Below are 22,091 nucleotides of genomic sequence, written 5' to 3' on the forward strand. Positions count from 1 at the left end.
GGGTAAGGCTCGTTTATTTTCCAAAATCCTCCCAAACCCTCAACCGAAGCCCACACCGCGCGTTAACCGTTGCAAACGCAACTACTTTGTCGTCAACGGCCCGCCAGGACAACGTTATTTTTCTTACCAACCGCGTGGGCCGGCAACTCGCCAGGGTCATGTTGGAGCGGATGGAATTCGAGGAATTCCTCCCGCAGGGCACCCACATGGGCTTGCTCTCCGACCTGATGGAACACGATGGTATGCGGCAGCAAGACCTCGCCATTTCCACCATCAAGGACAAAGGAACTGTCGCCCGGGCCCTCAACCACCTGGAACAGGGCCAGTTCATTGAGCGACGCATTGACCCCCACGACCGCCGCCAGAAACACATTTACCTGACGGAAAAAGCCCACCGCCTGTGGCACTACGCCGCCGAGCGGGCCCGGCGGACGATCGATATTGCCTCCCACGAAATTACCCCCGAGGATATGCATACCTGCGTGAAAGTCCTCCAAAAAATGTACACAAACCTCCACGACGAACTCAGCCAAAATGAAAAAGAATAGCACCCTGCGCACCGTGATCCTGGTCATCATCGGTGTGGTCATCATCCTCTTGGGGTATTTCGGGATGAAGTACCTGGCCTCCCTCAAAGAAGATCCACCGAAGCGGGAGATTGCCAAGCGCATCAAAAACGTGGAGACGCGCACGGTGGCCAATACCCAGGTAGCGACCAAGCTGGCCGTCCAGGGCCGGCTCGAAGCCTACAACAAAATCGCCCTGTTCAGCGAAGTGGGCGGCGTGGTGAACGAAACGGGCAAACCCTTCAAAAAAGGCAGCTACTTCGGCAACGGCGAGGTGCTCCTGCGCATTGACGACGAAGAGGCCCGCCTGAGCCTGCTCGCCCAGAAGGCGACGCTGCTCAACACGATCGCCACGATCATGCCCGATCTGAAAATCGACTATCCCGAGAGTTTTCCCGCCTGGGAGGCCTACCTCAATGCTTTTGACGTGGAGAAAAGCATCCAGCCGCTGCCCACGGCGCAGAACCAGCGCGAAAAGCTCTTCGTGGCCGGCAAGAACCTCTACACCCAGTACTACACGATCAAAAGCGGCGAAGAGCGCCTGTCTAAGTACGTCATCCGCGCCCCCTTCGCCGGTGTACTCACCTCCACGAGCATCGATAAGGGCGCCATCGTCCGCACTGGCCAGCAGATTGGTGAGCTGATGGCAACGGGCTACTACGAATTGGTCGCTACCGTCCCCCTCTCCCAACTCAGTTCCCTGAAAACGGGCGGCGAGGTGACGCTGACGAGCGAAGACATCGCCGGCAGCTGGAAGGGGCAAATCCGGCGCATCAGCGACCAGATTGATCCGCTGACCCAGACCGTCGGCGTCTACGTGGGCGTGAGCGGCAAAGAACTCCGCGAAGGCATGTACCTGCGCGGGGAAGCCAGTGCCATCACCCTGAGCAACGTGGTGGAAATTGACCGCGACCTCCTGCTCAACGAACGCGAAGTGTACCTCGTTAAAAACGACACTCTGCTGTCCCTCCATCCCGTGGTCGTCGAGAAGTTCAATCGCGAAACCGTCATCGTCTCCGGCATTCCCGAAGGGGCCCAACTGCTGGTGAGCGAAGTTGCCGGTGCCTTCGATGGCATGCGCGTACAGACGAAAAACACCGGTGGCACCGGCCAGGCGCAGCAGAACGCCCCAACCACCCCCCAGCCCGTTTCCCGCTAATCCTTCCCCTTAGGAACCCCGGTTCCACCCCAAAAATCCAGTAAGATGAAAGGATTCATTGCCTATTTCGTCAAATACCCGGTTGCGGCCAACCTGCTGATGTTCGGCATCCTCATCCTGGGCGTAATCAGCCTCGGGCAGATGAAGGCGACCTTCTTTCCCGAGTCCCCCAGCCGCATCATCAACGTACAGTTGATCTACCCCGGTGCCAGCCCGGAGGAAGTGGAAGAGGGCATCATCAACAAAATCGAAGAGGGCCTCAAGGGCCTTACGGGCGTGGAGCGCTACACCAGCGTCAGCTCCGAAAACTCCGGCCGCATCACCGTCGAAGTCCTCAAGGGCTACGATACCGACCTGATTTTGCAGGATGTGAAAAACGAGGTAGACCGCATCAGCAGCTTCCCCGTGGGCATGGAGCCGCCCGTGATTTACAAGCAGGAGCAGCTGGGCCGGGCCATCACCTTCGCGCTGTCGGGGGATAACGTCAGCCTCGAAGCCCTCAAGGCCGCCGCCCGGCAGGTGGAAGATGACCTGCTGGCCATCGAAGGCCTCTCCAAGGTGGAGCTCTCCGGCTTCCCCGACGAAGAAATCGAAATCGCCTTCCGCGAAGCCGACTTGCAGACCTACCAACTGACCTTCCAGGAGGCGGCCGACGCCGTGCGGCGCACCAACGTTGACATCACCGGCGGCACCGTCAAAGGAACGGAAGAAGAACTGCTGCTCCGCGCCCGCAACAAGGAATATTACGCCGATGGCCTGCGCGACATCATCGTCAAAACCACCCCGGCCGGCGGCGTCGTCCGCCTCTCGCAGGTGGCGACGGTGCGCGACCGCTGGTCCGACCAACCCAACCGCGCCTACCTCGATGGCAGCCCCTCGGTCAGCGTCTCCGTCCAGAATACCCTGGATGAAGACATGCTCTACATCACCGACCGCGTCAAGGAGTACCTCGAAGTATTCAACGCCGAAAACGCCAACATCCGGGCCTCGGTCATCAGCGACGCCAGCATTACGCTGCGGCAGCGCATCGATACCCTGATCCAGAACGGCTGGCAGGGCTTCCTCATAGTCTGTGTGCTCCTGGCCGTGTTTCTCCACTGGCGCCTTGCCTTTTGGGTGGCCCTGTCCATCCCCATCAGTTTTGCCGGGATGTTCATCATCGCCAACTTCCTCGGCATCACGCTCAACGTCATTTCCCTGTTCGGGATGATCCTGGTGATTGGCATCCTCGTTGACGACGGCATCGTGATCGGGGAAAACATCTTCAGCTACCACGAAAAAGGAGTGCCCCGCGTCAAGGCCGCCATCGACGGCACCAACAACGTCTTATCGGCCGTATTCGCGGCGGTGCTTACGACGATCATCGCCTTCTCCAGTTTCTTCTTCCTCGATGGATCTCTCGGCGATTTTTTCCTGGAAATGGCCATCGTCGTGATCTTCTCCCTGGCCTTCTCCCTGGTGGAGGGTGCCGTCATCCTGCCCACTCACGTGGCCCACAGCAAGGCCCTGGCCGCCGGGGCCGAGCCCAACTGGATCCAGCGGCGCTTCGATGCCCTGATGAACCTGATGCGCGACCGCATGTACGTGCCCGTGCTCGACTGGACGGTGCGCCACAAATTCGTTACCCTGGCCTGCTGCCTGGCGCTGCTCTTCCTGAGTTTTGGCCTCGTGCAGGGCGGATTCGTCAAAACCACTTTCTTCCCCATCATTGAGGGCGATGACGTGGCCATCACGCTGCAACTGCCCGCGGGCACGCCGGAAAGCAAAACCAAGGAAGTCCTTGACCGCATCGTGCTGGCCGCCGAAAAAGTCAATCGCCGGATGAGCGACGAAACGTACAACGGCGAAAAAGAACTGGTGGAACGCATCCAGACCACCGTGGGCCCCACCGCCTACCAGGGAAGCATCAATGTTGCCCTGATCCCCGGCGAAGAGCGGGAACCGATCACGCAACGCGAGGTCACCAACGCCATCCGCGCCGCCGTGGGGCCGGTCGACGAAGCCGAGGTACTCTCCTTCGGCGGCGGTTCCTTCTTTGGTAAACCCGTCAGCGTCAGTCTCGTCGGCAGCAACATCGACGAACTCGAAGCGGCTACGGCCGACCTCAAAGCCGAGCTGGAACAGATGACGGAACTGACCGACGTAGTCGACAACAACCAGGAAGGGCTCCGGGAAATGAACATTTCGCTCAAGGAAAAAGCCCGTTACCTCGGCCTCGACCTCCAAGACATCGTCGGGCAAGTCCGTTCCGCCTTTTTCGGTACCGAGGCCCAGCGCCTGCAACGGGGCGAGGATGAAGTCCGCGTCTGGCTCCGCTACGGCGAAGACAGCCGCCGCAGCATCTATGACCTGCAAAATATGCGCATCCGCCTGCCCGACGGCAGTGAGTACCCGCTCTCCGAGATTGCCGACCTGGAGCCCCAGCGCGGCGTCATCGCCATCAACCACGTCAATGGCAAACGCGAAGTGAAAATCGATGCCGACGTATCCGATAACTCGGTGTCCGTCACCGACGTCAACGGGAAAGTCCAGGGCGTCATCCTGCCCGCCGTGCTTGATCGCTACCCGGGCGTGAGTACCGTTACCGACGGGCAGGTTCGCAACCAACAGAAGACGGCGGCCTCGGCGGCCATCGTCGTACCCGTCGTCCTGGCCCTCATGTTTTTCGTGGTCGCCCTCACCTTCCGGTCCGTTCTTCAGGCCCTCATCCTCTTCCTCCTCATCCCCTTCGGATTCATCGGCGTGATCTGGGGGCACTGGCTGATGGATAAGCCCATCTCGCTCTTCTCCGCCCTTGGCGTCATTGCCCTGGTGGGGGTAATTGTTAACGACGGACTGGTCTTCATCGCCACCTACAACGACAATATCCGCAACGGGATGACGATGATGGATGCGCTGCGGGATGCGGGTTACAGCCGCTTCCGGCCCATCCTGCTCACCACCGTGACTACTTTTGCGGGCCTCGCGCCGCTGCTGCTCAACAAGAGCCGGCAGGCCCAGTTCCTCATCCCCATGGCCATTTCGGTGGCCTTCGGGTTGCTGGCCACTACGCTGATCCTGCTCGTCCTGTTGCCCGCCCTGGTGGTCTTGCTCAACCGCTTCCGCTACTACCTGGCCCGCCTGACGAACTCCTCCATCGAGGAGTACCGCGAGGTGGAACCGGCGTACAAGCAACTGAACTTCGAAAACGAAAACTACGGCAGCCCCGCCAGGGAAACGCCCCAGGAAATCGAACTTTAGTCCTCATGCCCCGCATCATCATTGACATGGACGAAGTGCTGGCCGATACTTACGTTAAGTTTATCGACCTGCACGAGCAACGCTTCGGCCGCCGCCCCAGCGCCGAAGAACTGCACGGCATCAAGGTCTACGACCTTCCCGAAGCCGCCGAACTGCGCAAAGCCATGTACGACCCGGGCTTTTTCCGCGACGTTGCCCTGTTCCCCGACGCCGCCGAGGTCGTCCGGGAACTCTACGACGCCCACGAAGTCTTCATCGTTACTACGGCCACCGAGTTCCGCTACAGCTTCATCGATAAGTACAACTGGCTGGAGGAGCACCTGCCCTTCATCCACCACACGCGCATCGTTTTTTGCGGCGATAAGCGCATCGTGCACGGTGATTACATGATTGACGACAAGGTGAGCAACCTGGCCGGGTTCAACGGCACCGGGCTGCTGTTCACTTCCTTCCACAACGTCCACGCCACGGGGTACCGGCGCGTAAACAACTGGCTGGAGGTCCGCGACTACTTCCGGGCCCTGGCCAACGGAGCGGAAACGGCATGAGGGAAAGGGCTTGGCACTTCGTGCGGGAAAAAATCCCCTTTGCCCTGACGGGGCTGGTGGCTACGGGCATCAACTACGGGCTCTATCTGGTGCTGGTAGACCGTTACCTGCCGCCCGGGCCGGCCACGGTGCTGGCGTATTCCAGTAGTGTGGTGCTCAATTTTTTTCTCCAGCGTTACTTCGTTTTCCAGCTGCGGCGCTCGCTCTGGAGTGCCTTCGTGCTCAGCATGCTGGCCAGCGCGGTGGGCCTGCTCCTCGACTGGCTCATCGTCACCGGCCTCCACCGCTTCCCCCTGGTGGGCACCGAGGAATGGGCCATCAAACTGGTGGCGACGGGCGTCGTCTTTTTCTACAATTTCTACGCCAAGCGGCGCGTGTTCGAAGGGGCGCGGCCGCAGGTGCTCCCCCCCGACCCCCCGAAGGGGGGAGTTTGGACAAGGAGCAAGGAGGAGTCGGACCCCGGCTGATTTTGCCTGCCTGCCAACCCATTCTATTTTCAATCCCCAAGATTTACTACCCAACGACAATGCGTACACTCCAACTTTGCTTTCTCATCCCGCTCCTTTGCACCTGCGTCAGCGCCCAGCAAAGCCTGAGCCTGAGCGACGCCATCCAGCTGGGGCTGGCCAACAACTACCAGATCCGGCTGGCCCAGGCCAATCTCGACGTGGCCCGCAACGACGACAACTATGCGCTGACGGGCAAAATGCCCACCATCACCCTGGGCCTGAGCCCCGGCATCGGCTACCGGAGCAATAACAACCCGGCCAGCATCGTCGTCAGTTCCTCTACTTTTTCCTACAACGTAGCCCCGGCCGCTAACCTCAACTGGACGCTGTTCAACGGCGGACGAATCGAGATGACCAAAGACCGCCTGGCCACGCTGGCCGACCTCAGCGCCGGTCAACTCCAGATCCAGGTGGAAAACACCCTGGCCGCCGTTATCAATGCCTACTACAACGCCGTTGTCCAGCAGGAACAGCTAGAGGTTCGCCAGCGCGTTCTGGGCCTGAGCCGTGACCGCATCACTTACCAGCAAATCCGCGCCGAATACGGCCAGGGCGGCACCTTTGAAGAGTTGCAGGCGCGGGATGCTTACCTGACCGACTCCACCAACCTGGTGGTGCAACAACTCAATCTCCAGTTGGCCATCCGCAACCTCCTCCAGGTGGTGGGTGAGGAAGACCTGAACCAGGAACTGACCCTGACAACGCCCTTGGACGAGGTGGCCGAAAACTACGATCGGGCGGGCTTGGAAAACCAGCTGCTGGCCACCAACAGCCAACTGCGCACCCTGCGCGTCAACCAAGTGCTGGCCAGCCTTAATACCCGCCTGATTGCCGCCGAGCACAAACCCACCATTGGCCTCACCGCAGGCGTCAGCTACGATTACAGTTTAGCTACCGGAACGCAGACTTTCGTTTTTGGCGATGGCCCGCCCGACCCCCGCGACCTGCCCGGCATCGGTGCCACTACGCTCAACGGCCAGCTCGGCTTTACCGTTAACCACTTGCTCTTCGACGGAGGCGCGCGTAACGTCCGGACCCAATCCGCCAAGCTCCAGGAAATCACCGCCCGCCTCGACGTGGAGGCCACCAGCCAGCAACTCCGGGCCACCCTGCTCAATACCCTCGACCGCTACGAGAACCAGCGCGCCATCGTCGACCTCACCCGCCGCCTCATCGCTAACGCCGAACAAAACCTCAACATCAGCGAAGAACGCCTGAAAGGCGGCACCATCAACAGCTTCGACTACCGCGCCATCCAGCTCAACTACGTCAACGCCGAATTCCAGCTCCTCAACGCCCTGCTCAACCTCAAGAACACCGAGACCGAGCTGCTGCGTTTGACGGGGCAGATTGTGGATTGAGAAGGTTGATTGCTGTGCGGCGAAGGGGCGTTTTGATAGACAATAGACGATTCTTGATATTTGATATTTGATTAGCTCCGCTGCTACTTCGTGGTTTGCTGCCGCACGGGGCAGTTCGGCCTACAACGCCTCGACCAGGGCACTTTCGGAGACTGTTCCTCTTAAGTGTGTCTATTGAACCATGAACTTCTGAACTATGAACTACTGAACTACTGAACTATGAACTACAAAACCATCCCCCGCTAAAAATCATTTGCACATGTCCCGCACGCGCCCTTACCTTCACGCCATGCAAACGAATAACCTTAACAACAACTGGTGGTGGCTGCAGCGTTCTCTCCGAGCGAGCTGATGTGGCCTTGTTTGCGTAAAACAAAGAAAATGAAAGCCCGTCGGATTGCTCCGGCGGGCTTTTTTTGTGCCCGCCCGGTGGCTTTTCTGACCCCAAACTCCTTACCGTGACTGTTTCTGCCGATCCTTCCACCCGTACCCACCTCCAGGTGCTGACCCACCGGCTGACCGCCGACCAGCTCACCCCGGTGATGCTTTACCTGGCCCTGCGCGATGAATTCACTGACCCCGTCTTGCTGGAGTCCAACGAAGCGCGCGACAACGAACACTATTATTCCATCCTCGGCCTCGAAACGCTGGCCTCGTTCAGCGTCGATGCCGGCACCATTCACCGTCGGGTGCTGGGCCGGGCGCTGCCCGCAGAGCGGGTGACGGACGTCAATACCGTCTCCCAGGCGCTGCACGAATTCCTGGGCAGTTTCGCCTTGGATACCACGACGGCCGACCCCGTCAGCGGGCAGTTCAACGGCTTGATCGGGCACACCAATTTTGAAGGGGTACAGTACTTCGATACGCTGACCTTCGATAACGAACGGGTGTTGCGGGCTCCCGACCTCCGCTACCACCTCTACCGTTTCGTGCTCGTCTTTCACCACTATCGGGATGAGCTCATTATGCTGGAAAACCTGCCGGTGGGGGAAAGCTCCCGCATTGCCGAGGTCGAAGCGGCCATCAAGCGGGGTGGGGGAGTACACCCCTTCGCGCGCCGGGGCGAGGAAACTTCCAACCTCACCGACGAAGCTTTCCGGGAGCTCGTTGCTGCGGGGAAACACCACTGCCGGATCGGCGATGTTTTTCAGATCGTCTTCAGCCGGCAGTTCCAGCAGGGCTTCCGGGGGGATGAATTTCAGGTGTACCGCGCCCTGCGGAGCATCAACCCTTCGCCCTACCTCTTTTACTTCGACTACGGCGACTACCGCATCATGGGCTCCAGTCCGGAAAGCCAGATGGTGATTGGCAATGGCACGGCCCGGCTGAACCCCATCGCCGGCACCTACCGCCGTACGGGGGATAAGCTCAAAGACGATGCCGCCGCCAAAGCCCTCCTGGCCGATCCCAAGGAGAACGCAGAGCACGTCATGCTCGTCGATCTGGCCCGCAACGACCTCAGCCGCCACACCAAAAACGTCCGGGTAACGAGCCTGCGGGAAGTCCACTACTACAGCCACGTCATCCACCTGGTTTCTACCGTCGAAGGCGACCTCGAAAACGCTGCGCATACGGTACGGATCTTCGGCGATACTTTCCCCGCCGGCACGCTCTCGGGCGCCCCGAAGTACAAGGCCATTGAACTCATCAACCAGTACGAAAACCAGCAGCGGGGTTTTTACGGCGGGGCCATCGGCTTCATCGACTTCCGGGGCGGCATGAACCAGGCCATCCTCATCCGCTCGTTCTTCAGCCAGGATAATGTCCTTTACTACCAGGCCGGTGCCGGCGTGGTTGCCGCCAGCGACGAAGCCAGTGAATGCCAGGAAGTCTACAACAAACTCGGGGCCCTCACCAAAGCACTGGCGAAGGCCGAAACCTTCTGAGCCACCAGTAGCCCTGGCGGAATCGGTATTTAATTGTTACTCATCCAAAATTTTCTCAAAATGAAAGTTCTTGTTCTCGATAATTACGACAGCTTCACGTACAACCTCGTCCAGTACATCGAGGAAGAGCTGGAATGTGAGATTGATGTATTCCGCAACGACGAAATCAGCCTGGACCGGGTGGGGGAGTACGACCTCATTGTTTTGTCTCCCGGCCCGGGCGTCCCGCGTGAAGCGGGCATCATGCCGGATTTGATCCGGCAGTACGCTGGCCAGAAGGCCATCCTGGGCGTCTGCCTGGGGCACCAGGCCATTGGCGAGGCCTTTGGGGGGACTTTGCACAACCTCGACCAGGTCTTGCACGGCATTGAAACGGAGATGCTGCGGACGAAAACGGACGATGTGCTCTTCGCCGGCGTTCCCGAAAAATTCAACGCCGGGCGTTACCACAGCTGGGTACTCGACCCGGCCACTTTACCCGCCGAACTTGAGGTTACGGCTACCGACGAAAGCGGGGGCATCATGGCCGTCCAGCACCGCGCGTACCCGATCTTTGGCGTCCAGTTTCACCCCGAGAGCATCATGACGGCCCACGGCCGGCGGATGATCCGCAACGTGCTCCAGTACGTCCGCCAGCGGGTGGCGGAGCCCGCTGTGGTATAAACTTCCCGGCGGAACCTTCCCCGCCGACCGGGGTTTAGCTCCAGCCCCGGAGAAGCAACTTTCCTACCTTTTCCAAACCACGCCACCCGGCGTTTTTACCATGACCAAGAATATTCACATCGACGTTGATGAGCACGGCTACTACGGTCGTTTTGGCGGCGCGTATATCCCCGAAATGCTGCACCCCAACATCGAGCAGCTGCGGAATTGCTACCGGGAGATGATTGCCGAGCCTGCCTTCAAGGCCGAGTTTGACAGTTTGCTGAAAGACTACGTTGGCCGGCCCAGCCCGCTCTACTACGCCAAGCGCCTCAGCGCCCACTACGGTGCCCGGATTTACCTCAAGCGGGAAGACCTCAACCACACCGGTGCCCACAAAATCAACAACACGATCGGGCAGATCATGGTGGCCCAGCGCCTGGGCAAAACCCGCATCATTGCCGAAACCGGCGCAGGACAGCACGGCGTAGCCACGGCCACCGTCTGTGCCTTGGTCGGGCTGCAATGCATCGTCTACATGGGCGAGGTAGACATTGAGCGGCAGGCCCCCAACGTAGCCCGCATGCGCATGCTGGGCGCGGAGGTGCGTCCCGCCAAAAGCGGCTCCCGTACCCTCAAGGACGCCACCAACGAGGCCATCCGCGACTGGATCAACAACCCCGAAGACACGCACTACATCATCGGTTCGGTGGTGGGCCCACACCCTTACCCCGATATGGTGGCCCGCTTCCAGTCGGTCATTTCTGAAGAGATGAAGTGGCAATTGCAGGAAAAGGTCGGCCGGGAATACCCCGATGCCGTAGTGGCCTGCGTGGGTGGGGGCAGCAACGCCGCCGGGGCTTTTTACCACTACCTCAACGACGAGCGCGTCCGCCTCATCGCCGTTGAGGCAGCGGGCCTGGGCGTAGACTCTGGCGAGTCGGCGGCCACCTCCGTGCTGGGGACCGAAGGCATCATCCACGGCGCCCGCACCCTGCTCATGCAAACCGCAGACGGGCAGGTCGTCGAACCCTACAGCATCTCGGCCGGCCTCGATTACCCCGGCATCGGCCCCTTGCACGCCTATTTGATCGACTCCCGCCGCGCCGAAGCCATCAGCGTTACCGACGATGACGCCCTGGCCGCGGCTCTCTTCACCACCCGCACCGAAGGCATCATCCCCGCCCTGGAAACCGCCCACGCATTTGCCGCCCTCAACCAGATGCAGTACGGACCCGAAGACGTGATCGTCATCTGCCTCAGTGGCCGCGGCGACAAAGACCTGGCCGCCTACGAAACCTACCTGAACCGCCTCTGAGCACCCAAAATTTGCGTCCAATGAATCGCCTGACGGAATTGTTCCAGTCCAAAAGCACCGGCATCCTTAATGTCTACTTCACCGCAGGTTACCCCACCCTGGAGAGTACCGGCGTCATCATCCACAACCTGGCCGAGGCGGGGGCCGACCTGATCGAAATCGGTATGCCCTACTCCGATCCCATGGCAGATGGGGAGACCATCCAGCAGTCCAGCATGCACGCCCTGAAAAACGGGATGACCCTGGATGTCCTCTTCGCCCAAATCACCGCCGCCCGCCAAGGCACCACCATTCCCCTGGTGCTCATGGGCTACTACAACCAGGTGCTGCAGTACGGTCCGGAACGCTTCGTTGCCGCCGCCAAAGCCGCCGGCGTAGATGGCCTGATTTTACCCGATTTGCCCATCGTCGAGTACGAGGCCGAGTTCCGTCACCTGGCCGAAGCCCAGGATTTGCAGGTGACCTTCCTCATCACGCCGCAGACGAGCGAGGAGCGGATCCGCAAAATAGGGGCCATCAGCACGGGCTTCCTCTACGTCGTTTCCAGCAGCAGCATCACGGGCAAGAGCGGAGAGATTACGCCGGAGCAGGAGGCCTACTTCGCCCGCGTCGCCGCCCTGAACCTGCCGCAGCCCCGGCTCATTGGCTTCGGCATCAGCGACGCGCGCAGCTTCCAGAAAGCCTGCGCTTACGCCAACGGGGCCATCATCGGCAGCGCGTTTATCCGGGCCCTCAAGGATACCGAAGACGTGGCCGCTACCACCACAGCATTTGTAGAAAGCATCCTGGAGCCAGTGCTTTAGCCCGCCCAAAAGAGTACATGGAAAAGAAGACGCTGATCGTCATTGGTGGCCCCACGGCCAGCGGCAAAACGGGCCTGGCCATTGCCGTAGCGCAGCATTTCGGCACGGAGATCATCAGTGGAGATAGCCGGCAGTTTTACCGCGAGATGACCATCGGGAATGCACGGCCTACGGATCAGGAACTGGCACTGGTGCGGCACCACTTCATTGCGGACCGTAGTTTGCTCGATCCCCTCTCCGCTGGTCGTTTTGCTGAGGAGGCTTTGCAGCGCCTCCATACCATTTTCGAAAGCCATCCCTACGCGGTGCTCGTGGGCGGTAGTGGGCTGTATTTGCGCGCGCTTTGCGAGGGTTTAGACGAATTTCCGGAGGTGACGGAAGGGGCGCGGTCGCAGGTGCAAAGTCTGTTGAATGAGCAGGGATTGCCCGGACTGCAAGCCGAACTCTCCCGCCTGGACCCCGCCTACTACGCCGTAGTGGACCGGGCCAACCCCCGCCGTCTCGAGCGCGCGCTACAAGTGTGTTACGCCAGCGGCCAGCCCTATTCTTCTTTCCTCGGGCAAACGACTGCGCGTCCTTTCCGCTGCCTTTACCTGCGTGCCCACCCGCCCCGGGAGGCGCTCTACGCCCGCATCGACGCGCGGGTCGACGCAATGCTTGCCGCTGGCCTGGAAGCCGAAGTGCAGTCGCTCGCCCCCCACCAAGACCTACCCGTCCTGCAAACCGTCGGCTACCAGGAGTGGTGGCCCTACCTGCGCGGAGAATACGACCGGGCCACCGCCATCGACCTCGTCAAACGCAACAGCCGCCGCTACGCCAAACGACAGGTGACGTGGTTCAGCAAAGACGACCAGTACCGCACCGTGGCGGGGGTGGCGGATGTGCTGGCGGAACTTAAGCGCCTTTGACCAGGCTCCGGTCCGCAAAATCTTTGAGGTAGCCGAATTCCGGCCCCAACTGCCCGCCCCGTGTTATCGTAGCCCGCTCCAGAATATCCGAATCGGGCCGGGCGAATTCCGGCAAAATCTTTTCGATGAACACTTCCCCGAAGGCGCTGCTGGCGTCGCGGGGCAGTTCGCTGGGGAGGTTGTCGATGGACATCACGTCGATCACGTCTGAGCCGTAGGGCGCGGTGGCCCGCTCGGTGTGGGGGTCGTAGCCAAAGACGGGGTCGGCAATGGTCGAGGCAAAGAGGGTGGAGGGCACGCTGGAGTCCGGGGCGATGTCGCAGGTGATGTCGCCGATCACCTGGATGCGGAAGTCGTCCTGGCGCATCTCTTCGGGGGTGAAAAAGGCCGGGGCTTTACCGTCCCAGAAAATGCCGTTGATGAATACGTCGGAGACCGCTGCGTAGGGGCCAAAGTTGGATTGATATTCTTCGCCGTGGCGGTAAAAGTGGTTTTTATCGACGGGCTGGCCGTTGGGGTGTTTGGCGTAGTCCGTCACGTGGAGGCGGGTAAAGACGGTCTTTCCCTTGCCAGCGAGGTAGTCCTGCGGCGTCACTTTTTCAAAGCCCATGTCGAGCAGGACTTGTCCGGCACCCATGCCGACGCGTCCACTGCCCGTCAGGACCACCCGCAGGGGCGGGAAATCGGTAGCGGCGTAGACTTCTTTGGCCGCCGCGTAGTCGAAGAGGTCTTTCAGCCGGGGGAGAGTAAAAGTGCCCGTGCGCTGGGCGTAGGTCCAGATGGCGTTGTGGGCCCCTACCATGCCGGCCCAGTAGCCGAAGGCGATCAGGCGGCGGCGCTCCGCGTCGGTGAAGTACTCGTAGTCGAGCAGGTGGATCTGCTGATCGAGCAGGGCCCGGAGCAGGGGCTGGTTGTACGACTGCTTCTTCCCCACGTGGGCAAAAAAGCAGTACATCTTTCCGGGGATAAGTTGGGAGATGGGGACTTCCTTGATGCCCAGCAGCAGCTGCCGATCGGAGAGGTCTTCCTGGAGTGGAATGCCGAGGGCCCGGTACTCCTCATCCACAAAGATGCGCCCGGGGCTGGGTTGCACCACGATGTCGAGGCCGCGGTCCCGGAGGTTTTTTACCTGCGCGGGCGTAAGTGGGGTGCGGCTGTCGGGCGGCGTTTTGCCTTCCCGGATGACGGCGATGGAGGGGTAGGGCATGGAAATTGCTTAGAAGTGGTGAGGGCAAAGCGTACGCAAAAGAAAACTATTCGGGGGGCGGAATGCGGCGGCGCACGGCGGGCAAGTCTGAAAAGCGGTCCAGCCAGCCTCCGTTCAGCCAGAGGGCATTGGGCCACAATTGGCGGTGAAGGTAGTACGTGATGGCCGCAAGGCAAAGGCCCAGGCCGGCGCCCACGGTGATGTCCCGCAGAAAGTGGTAGAGCAGGTACATGCGGCTGAAGCAAACCATGGTGGCCAGGAAAAAGCACAGCACGGTCACCCGCATCTTACGGGTCCGGGCGAAGAAAGCCAGCAGTCCGTAGAGCGCAAAGGCCGAAGTGGCGTGCCCGCTGGGGAAGCTGCTGTCGGGGTCCCAGCTGCGCCACTCCTCCTCAAAGTGGTTCAGGGAATGCCAGATCTCTTCGTAGTTATCGAAGAACCAGCGCATGGGCCGCGCCTGGCCAAAGTAGGATTTCAGCAAACCGGAAACCACCCCCGCCAGCACGCCAGCAACGACAACGAACAGGCCTTTGCGGTAGCTGAAGGCCGTCACAATCACCAAGACGCCGAAGTAGGCAACGGGCTCCGCAAAGTGGGTGCCGACCTTGAAAAAGACGTCCCAGAACGGACTTCGGTACTGGTTGATGAACACCAGCTCATCGCCCTGCTTGGAGATGAAAAGCAGCCAGGCGTTGATGATCAGCAGCAGGCAGGTGCAGCCGATGAAGAGCCAGTTGTTCAACACAAAACGCCAGGGGCTGGCTTCCACCTTTTCCGAAAGGTTCTCTTGTACCATGGCGTGAAGGTAAGGGCTGCCCGGGTAAACTGGGAAACGTGGGGGTTTTATGCGAAGCGCCCTTTGCTCCTTGTCCTCACTCCCCCCTTCGGGGGGGCGGGGGGGAGCACCTGCGGCCGCGCCCGGATTGGTGGTTCAGTAGTTCATAGTTCAGTAGTGGGAGTACTCCGGATTCCGGATGCTGCGCATTTTCTTGGGAGTACCCCGGATTCCGGAAGCTGCGCATCCTCCATCCGGGGTTATTGAGGTTGGACCCCTTCCGGGGTCAGGGGGCGCGCTCGGGAGTGCCACTGATTCTGGATGCTGCGCAAATCTCACCTACGCCCTTCGCCCTTTAATCCCTTCCCCCTTTATCCCTTTCCCCCTTTACCATTATCTTGGCGACCATGAAAACTGCCGTATTTCCCGGATCTTTTGATCCCATCACCGTGGGGCACGTCGAACTCGTGCGCCGCGCCGTACCCTTATTTGATCGCATCGTCGTGGCGGTGGGCATCAACAGCCAGAAGCAAACCCTTTTTTCGCTGGAACAACGCCTGGCCTGGCTGGAAGAAGTGTTTCAGGACGAGCCGAGCATCGAAATCGGCAGTTTTGAGGGCCTCACTGCCCATTATTGCAAGAAAATCGGGTCGCGCTATCTGCTCCGCGGCCTGCGCAACGCCAGTGATTTCGACTACGAAAAGACGATTTCCCAGCTCAACGGCATCGTCGGGGATGGCCTGGAGACGCTCTTTCTGATCAGCCAGCCGGCTTACTCGCACATCAGCTCCACGATCGTCCGGGAAATCATCAAAGGCGGCGGAGATGCCCGGCCCTTCCTGCCCGAGGGGCTGGTGATTGGCAAAACTGCCGGCTAAATTTGCTTTCTTTGCCCACCGTCTTTTCCATCTACGCACTACGTACAATACCGATCCATGCCCCGCCCTTCGCTGCTCATCAAGAACGGAACCATCGTCAACCGTGGCACCCGCTTTACCGGAGACATTTTCATCAAAAACGGCTTCATCGAACAGGTGGGCGGCAGCATTGACCGGCCGGCCGACCGGGAAATCAATGCCGAAGGCTGCCTCGTTTTGCCCGGCATTATCGACGACCAGGTGCACTTCCGGGAGCCGGGCCTAACCCACAAGGCCACCATCAAGAGCGAGAGCCGCGCCGCCGTAGCCGGTGGGACGACCACCTTCATGGAAATGCCCAACACGAAGCCCGCCGCCCTCACCCAGGAGTTGCTCGCCGATAAGTACCGGATCGCCGCCGCCGTCAGCCCCGCCAACTACAGTTTCTACATGGGCGCCTCCAACGACAACCGCGAGGAGGCCCTGCGCACCGACCCTGCCACCGTCTGCGGACTCAAAATTTTCATGGGCAGCAGCACCGGCAATATGCTGGTGGACGACGAAAAAACGCTCGACGCACTCTTCGCTAACAGTCCGCTCCTCATCGCTACCCACTGCGAAGACGAAGCCACCATCCGCGCCAACGCCGAGGCCGCCCGCGCCCGCTACGGCAACGACATCCCCGTGGCGGAGCACCCCAACATCCGTTCCGCCGCCGGCTGCCTCATCAGCAGCACCCTGGCCAAGGAACTGGCCCTGCGCCACAACACGCGCCTGCACATCCTCCACATCAGCACCGCCGATGAGGTGGCGCTGTTTCGCAACGACATCCCCCTGGCCGAAAAGCGAATCACCGCAGAAGTCTGCGTCCACCACCTCACGTTCAACGCCGACGACTACGCCCGCCTCGGCAACCTCATCAAGTGCAACCCCGCCATCAAGGGCGAGGAACACCGCCGGGCCCTGCTGCCCGCCCTGCTCGACGATCGCTTCGACGTCATCGCCACCGACCACGCGCCGCACACCTGGGAGGAAAAAGCCCAGACGGATTACTTCGCCGCCCCCGGCGGTCTGCCGCTGGTGCAGCACTCCCTGGACATGATGATGCGCCTGGTGCAGGCCGGGGAGATCAGCCTGGAGCGGGTGGTCGAGAAAATGTCGCACGCCCCCGCCATCTGTTTCCAGATCGACCGCCGCGGCTACGCCGAAGAAGGCATGTGGGCCGACCTCATCATCTACGACCCCAACGAAGACTGGACGGTGGCCCAGGACAATATCTTTTACAAGGTGGGCTGGTCTCCGCTGGAGGGCGGTAAATTTCACGGCCGGGTGCGGCAAACCATCGTTTCCGGGCACGTGGCCTACGACCGGGGCCTGTTTTTTGAGGAATTTAAGGGGGAGCGCCTGGCTTTTAATCGGTAGGGAACCGCCCTGGTGGAGCCGCTGTGCGGCGAAGGTATACCATGCTTCCTGCGTGAGCTGCTGTATTCCGGGCGCGGCCGCAGGTGCAAAGTGAAGGGGAAGGAGCGGGGGAGGGCGAATCGTCCGGCACCCGCAAGGTGATCAATACCATTCCGCCCATACTCTTTACTCTATGCAAGGGTGGGGTAGTGATCATTGACGAAATTGAAGCCCCGCTGCATACCAAACTGACGGCTGCGTTGGTAAAACTTTTCCTCGACCCCAAAACCAACCCGAAGCAGGCCCAGCTGCTCCTGGCTACCCACGATACCAACCTGCTCAACTCCGTACCCCTGCGCCGCGATCAAATCAATTTCGTTGAAAAAAACAAAGCGGGGGCTACTACCGTCTATTCCTTGTCTGATTTTAACTACTTCGAAGGCAACCCGGGCCAACCGGATAAGGATAAGGAAAAACGCTACCTGGAAGGTCGCTACGGCGCAACGCCTTCCATAGATTTATCCACATTGTCTCCAGCATAGTTTATGGCACAAAGGGGGAAAAATAATCTGCGCAAAGACTTTGTTGATAAAACGGAACGGCCTGCCCGCTACCGCAATTATGCAGAATGATCAACGTAGCTGAACTCCCTGCCTTAATCCTTCTTTTAATGGATGTGGTTCCGGAAGCGCGCCCGCGAGCGGGCCAAGGCCGCGCCGTTGCGCGGTCTTAATCCTTCTTTAAATGGATGTGGTTCCGGAAGGTGTTAGCTGTGTTAGAAACGGGTTACCTTACGGCGTCTTAATCCTTCTTTTAATGGATGTGGTTCCGGAAGAAATCGCAACTAAATGTACCGTCAAGAAATCGTCTTGTCTTAATCCTTCTTTTAATGGATGTGGTTCCGGAAGATTGTAATTCTCTCCCCCGAGGCGCAAGCGCGTCTTGGTCTTAATCCTTCTTTTAATGGATGTGGTTCCGGAAGCGCTTCGTCTTGGCCCACGGCCAAGACGGCGACTTGTCTTAATTCTTCTTTTAATGGATGTGGTTCCGGAAGACCCTAGAACAGCTCCAAAACATGCTAAAACACCAGTCTTAATTCTTCTTTTAATGGATGTGGTTCCGGAAGACCCTAGAACAGCTCCAAAACATGCTAAAACACCAGTCTTAATCCTTCTTTTAATGGATGTGGTTCCGGAAGAAGCCGCCCAGGCCGCTGGTATCCGCCCCCATTGGGGTCTTAATCCTTCTTTTAATGGATGTGGTTCCGGAAGCTATCACCCCGATGGGGAGAGTTACATGGTCGGGGGGTCTTAATCCTTCTTTTAATGGATGTGGTTCCGGAAGCTTACCTCCCTCGCCAAGCTGTTGCAGCACCTGGTCTTAATCCTTCTTTTAATGGATGTGGTTCCGGAAGATGTTCGCATTAGATTTCATCGACGCCAATTGGACGTCTTAATCCTTCTTTTAATGGATGTGGTTCCGGAAGCAAGCGCTTCGACATCACCAAAATTGACGAGGTAGGTCTTAATCCTTCTTTTAATGGATGTGGTTCCGGAAGTATTCAGCGCGTGTCGTAACCACGGCGCGCGTTCAGTCTTAATCCTTCTTTTAATGGATGTGGTTCCGGAAGAACGCCGAATTGCAACACAACGACGAATTAAGCCTAGTCTTAATCCTTCTTTTAATGGATGTGGTTCCGGAAGTGCTTAAAATTTGCCTAGAAAACGGCAAATACACAGTCTTAATCCTTCTTTAAATGGATGTGGTTCCGGAAGTTTTGCCTAGAAAACGGCAAATACACACTTCCCGAAGTCTTAATCCTTCTTTTAATGGATGTGGTTCCGGAAGTGCGCGAAAACATCAAAAAAGAAGAATTATGTACGGTCTTAATCCTTCTTTTAATGGATGTGGTTCCGGAAGCAAGCCAACAAAGTGTCCATCGCTCAGTGGGAGGCGGTCTTAATCCTTCTTTTAATGGATGTGGTTCCGGAAGCTCCCGCAAAACTTACCACAAATGAAATCTTTACTCGTCTTAATCCTTCTTTTAATGGATGTGGTTCCGGAAGCGTCTACGACACTGCAAGTGTTGACCAGTACGGCGTCTTAATCCTTCTTTTAATGGATGTGGTTCCGGAAGCTGTGGGGATGTTATGTTTCGTGTTAATTCCGATGAGTCTTAATCCTTCTTTTAATGGATGTGGTTCCGGAAGGGCGAATAGACGAACCTGAAACCGTTTACGCCCCGTGTCTTAATCCTTCTTTTAATGGATGTGGTTCCGGAAGCACCAACAAAAAAACAGGCAAACCAAAATTCAAGTCTTAATCCTTCTTTTAATGGATGTGGTTCCGGAAGTAGCACAACTGTAAGCCTAGGCCAACACGGTCGGGGTCTTAATCCTTCTTTTAATGGATGTGGTTCCGGAAGTTGCGGAAAATCAAAAATAAATGCAAAAAAAAGTTGGTCTTAATCCTTCTTTTAATGGATGTGGTTCCGGAAGCAAACCAATGGGGTATAAAAAAACCTTTGGCAAAAGTCTTAATCCTTCTTTTAATGGATGTGGTTCCGGAAGTTAACGGTACGTACCGTTTAGGCATCGGGTTTAGTCTTAATCCTTCTTTTAATGGATGTGGTTCCGGAAGGCGCTACAACGTGCTGGGTGGAGACCCATCGTAGTCTTAATCCTTCTTTTAATGGATGTGGTTCCGGAAGCGGGGTAAGGCTCGTCAGGTAATCCCCCGCCACCCAGTCTTAATCCTTCTTTTAATGGATGTGGTTCCGGAAGCCCAGCTCAAATCGAAGCAGACCCAAAGGGGTGTGGTCTTAATCCTTCTTTTAATGGATGTGGTTCCGGAAGCCAAAGAAGGCGACGAGTTTATTTCCTCTCACTTGTCTTAATCCTTCTTTTAATGGATGTGGTTCCGGAAGGCGGCAATGCGCTTGCTCTATAAGGGAATGAAAAAGTCTTAATCCTTCTTTTAATGGATGTGGTTCCGGAAGCGAAGGGAGAAGAGGCCGCAAAAGCGCTGCGGGGTGTGTCTTAATCCTTCTTTTAATGGATGTGGTTCCGGAAGCCTTTGAGGAGGTCGCTATGGTCAACGACGCGGCGTCTTAATCCTTCTTTTAATGGATGTGGTTCCGGAAGGTTGACTTTTACGACGTTGACTAACGTCGCGCCCGTCTTAATCCTTCTTTTAATGGATGTGGTTCCGGAAGTTAACACGGTGGTTGCGCTTATCCGTAACGGGTTGTCTTAATCCTTCTTTTAATGGATGTGGTTCCGGAAGACACTACGCACGTCTGTACAACATCGAAGAATACGGTCTTAATCCTTCTTTTAATGGATGTGGTTCCGGAAGGCTAAGTCAAGCTACCACAAAGATTTCAGCGACCAGTCTTAATCCTTCTTTTAATGGATGTGGTTCCGGAAGAGATTTTGGTCCGTTTGGAGCGGTAAATAAAAACTGTCTTAATCCTTCTTTTAATGGATGTGGTTCCGGAAGCAGCGGAATGGGACGAATGGGGCTATTTCCCAACAGTCTTAATCCTTCTTTTAATGGATGTGGTTCCGGAAGGAGTATTTGGGGTATTAGTGTTAACGGCAGCACAAGTCTTAATCCTTCTTTTAATGGATGTGGTTCCGGAAGTCTTCGAGCGCGAAGACGGTACATTCTACCACTGGGTCTTAATCCTTCTTTTAATGGATGTGGTTCCGGAAGTTTGAAGTATTATGGTTAATTTGGGCAGGTATGGGTGTCTTAATCCTTCTTTTAATGGATGTGGTTCCGGAAGTCAACAGAGAGCTTTAAAATGCGTTGTTGTTAGTCTTAATCCTTCTTTTAATGGATGTGGTTCCGGAAGGTTGAGCGTTCAATGTTCACCGCCGGCCTACCTGGGGTCTTAATCCTTCTTTTAATGGATGTGGTTCCGGAAGTTCAAAATAAACAATCATGATAAACTTTACATTAAGGTCTTAATCCTTCTTTTAATGGATGTGGTTCCGGAAGTGAACCAACTGATCACGGAGTTATTTATGTAAATGAGCACACTACTCTACATTTTTAGAAAGTGCGAAGCGAGCACTACCTTAGGGGTTAACCACAACTCCAACTCATGCTCACTCCGCAACTGCGTAAATTTACTGACTTGTACGGAAAATACGGTCTTGGTGCTACAAAAAACCTTCACTTGATCTGCCAACTTCTCATTTTGGGAAGAACTTGCAGCCTATGGAAACTCAAGGATTATGTCGGCTTGGCCCTCGACAAACCGCTTGTTCAGCCCGCCAGTCACTATCAGCGATTGATTCGATTTTTCGATGCCTGGCAAGACAACGCTGGCTTTATTCTTGACGTTCAGCGACGAACGCTGAGCCTACTTCGTCGCTTTCGTTTTACTCACTTACTCTTGGATGGTACCAGTTGGAAGCGAGGTCAGCAAAAGTATCACTACATGGTGTTGAGCGTTCTAGTCGGCTCCGTGGCCATCCCCATCTATTGGAAACAACTAGGTAAAATTGGTGCTTCCTCCCAAGCAGAGCGCAAAGCTCTGTTTACTGAAGCGATGAAACATCTCGACCTGAAGGGCATGACGCTGCTTGCTGACCGAGAATATGTCGGCCAAGAATGGTTTAAGTTCCTGATTGACAACAAAATAGAGTTTGTCATCCGACTGAGGTTCGGCGACTTCTACCAAGCTGTAGACGAAGCTCCCGGTAAGACTTATCAGCAGATGTATGACCAGTGCCGGAGTCACGGTAAGTTCTGCCGCAAACGTATAAAGTTGGGTGGACAGTTCTATTTTATATCGATGCGTCCTAATCCTAAAGGGACCGCTGGTGATGAGGTGATCATTTTTCTGACGCGCCTCCGACCGGTCAAGAAGACTGTTGACCAATACATAAAGCGTTGGCG

The 22,091-nt window shown here is 57.3% G+C and carries 17 protein-coding genes and 1 CRISPR repeat array; of the genes, 15 read left to right on the plus strand and 2 right to left on the minus strand.

Annotation, left to right across the window (positions count from 1 at the left end):
• Nucleotides 1–86 precede the first annotated feature (86 nt).
• The 11 genes from H9S92_RS14515 (at nt 87) to miaA (ending at nt 12,940) form a co-directional block, all read left to right on the plus strand.
• The gene (locus H9S92_RS14515) at nt 87–548 is read left to right on the plus strand and encodes a MarR family winged helix-turn-helix transcriptional regulator (RefSeq protein ID WP_187467419.1); all 462 of its coding nucleotides are present in this window, start codon (nt 87–89) and stop codon (nt 546–548) included.
• Nucleotides 535–1,725, plus strand: a complete 1,191-nt coding sequence (locus H9S92_RS14520; protein ID WP_187467420.1) for an efflux RND transporter periplasmic adaptor subunit — start codon at nt 535–537, stop codon at nt 1,723–1,725. The genes H9S92_RS14515 and H9S92_RS14520 overlap by 14 nt, the downstream gene beginning before the upstream one ends.
• A gap of 45 nt (nt 1,726–1,770) precedes the next feature.
• Complete coding sequence (locus H9S92_RS14525) at nt 1,771–4,965, plus strand: efflux RND transporter permease subunit (RefSeq protein ID WP_187467421.1); 3,195 nt, start codon at nt 1,771–1,773, stop codon at nt 4,963–4,965.
• A 5-nt stretch (nt 4,966–4,970) separates the two neighbouring features.
• Nucleotides 4,971–5,513 (plus strand): 5' nucleotidase, NT5C type, encoded by a 543-nt coding sequence (locus H9S92_RS14530; RefSeq protein ID WP_187467422.1) that lies wholly within the window; start codon nt 4,971–4,973, stop codon nt 5,511–5,513.
• Nucleotides 5,510–5,980, plus strand: coding sequence for a GtrA family protein (locus tag H9S92_RS14535; RefSeq protein WP_187467423.1), 471 nt, complete (start codon nt 5,510–5,512; stop codon nt 5,978–5,980). Before H9S92_RS14530 ends, H9S92_RS14535 begins: the two co-directional genes overlap by 4 nt.
• A gap of 59 nt (nt 5,981–6,039) precedes the next feature.
• Nucleotides 6,040–7,383, plus strand: coding sequence for a TolC family protein (locus H9S92_RS14540; RefSeq protein ID WP_187467424.1), 1,344 nt, complete (start codon nt 6,040–6,042; stop codon nt 7,381–7,383).
• A gap of 458 nt (nt 7,384–7,841) precedes the next feature.
• Nucleotides 7,842–9,269: an anthranilate synthase component I family protein gene (locus tag H9S92_RS14545; protein WP_290282137.1), complete on the plus strand. Its 1,428-nt coding sequence runs from the start codon at nt 7,842–7,844 to the stop codon at nt 9,267–9,269.
• Between the two features lie 60 nt (nt 9,270–9,329).
• Nucleotides 9,330–9,932: an anthranilate synthase component II gene (locus H9S92_RS14550; protein ID WP_187467425.1), complete on the plus strand. Its 603-nt coding sequence runs from the start codon at nt 9,330–9,332 to the stop codon at nt 9,930–9,932.
• 100 nt (nt 9,933–10,032) lie between these two features.
• Nucleotides 10,033–11,229, plus strand: coding sequence for a tryptophan synthase subunit beta (gene trpB / locus H9S92_RS14555; protein WP_222936119.1), 1,197 nt, complete (start codon nt 10,033–10,035; stop codon nt 11,227–11,229).
• A 20-nt stretch (nt 11,230–11,249) separates the two neighbouring features.
• Complete coding sequence (gene trpA, locus H9S92_RS14560; RefSeq protein WP_187467426.1) at nt 11,250–12,032, plus strand: tryptophan synthase subunit alpha; 783 nt, start codon at nt 11,250–11,252, stop codon at nt 12,030–12,032.
• A gap of 17 nt (nt 12,033–12,049) precedes the next feature.
• Nucleotides 12,050–12,940, plus strand: coding sequence for a tRNA (adenosine(37)-N6)-dimethylallyltransferase MiaA (gene miaA, locus H9S92_RS14565; RefSeq protein ID WP_187467427.1), 891 nt, complete (start codon nt 12,050–12,052; stop codon nt 12,938–12,940).
• On the opposite strand, the gene H9S92_RS14570 is transcribed toward miaA, so the two are convergent.
• Nucleotides 12,927–14,147 carry an NAD(P)-dependent oxidoreductase gene (locus H9S92_RS14570; protein WP_187467428.1) on the minus strand — a complete coding sequence of 407 codons (1,221 nt, stop codon included), beginning with the start codon at nt 14,145–14,147 and terminating at the stop codon, nt 12,927–12,929. The genes miaA and H9S92_RS14570 overlap by 14 nt on opposite strands.
• Before the next feature lie 46 nt (nt 14,148–14,193).
• On the minus strand, nt 14,194–14,943 hold the full coding sequence (locus H9S92_RS14575; protein WP_187467429.1) for a phosphatase PAP2 family protein: 750 nt from the start codon (nt 14,941–14,943) through the stop codon (nt 14,194–14,196).
• A gap of 386 nt (nt 14,944–15,329) precedes the next feature.
• Between H9S92_RS14575 and coaD the strand changes: the two genes are divergently transcribed.
• From coaD to H9S92_RS14595, 4 genes are all read left to right on the plus strand, one after another.
• Nucleotides 15,330–15,800 carry a pantetheine-phosphate adenylyltransferase gene (coaD, locus tag H9S92_RS14580; protein ID WP_187467430.1) on the plus strand — a complete coding sequence of 157 codons (471 nt, stop codon included), beginning with the start codon at nt 15,330–15,332 and terminating at the stop codon, nt 15,798–15,800.
• Between the two features lie 57 nt (nt 15,801–15,857).
• Nucleotides 15,858–17,201: a dihydroorotase gene (locus H9S92_RS14585; protein ID WP_187467431.1), complete on the plus strand. Its 1,344-nt coding sequence runs from the start codon at nt 15,858–15,860 to the stop codon at nt 17,199–17,201.
• Between the two features lie 83 nt (nt 17,202–17,284).
• On the plus strand, nt 17,285–17,722 hold the full coding sequence (locus H9S92_RS14590) for an AAA family ATPase (RefSeq protein ID WP_187467432.1): 438 nt from the start codon (nt 17,285–17,287) through the stop codon (nt 17,720–17,722).
• A 110-nt stretch (nt 17,723–17,832) separates the two neighbouring features.
• Nucleotides 17,833–21,185: direct repeats of the CRISPR family, unit length 37 nt; unit sequence GTCTTAATCCTTCTTTTAATGGATGTGGTTCCGGAAG.
• A gap of 106 nt (nt 21,186–21,291) precedes the next feature.
• Nucleotides 21,292–22,091, plus strand: an 800-nt coding sequence (locus H9S92_RS14595) for a transposase (RefSeq protein ID WP_187465446.1), incomplete at its 3' end; no start/stop codon positions are given.

Source organism: Neolewinella lacunae (assembly GCF_014349155.1).
GTDB classification, from domain to species: Bacteria; Bacteroidota; Bacteroidia; order Chitinophagales; family Saprospiraceae; genus Neolewinella; species Neolewinella lacunae.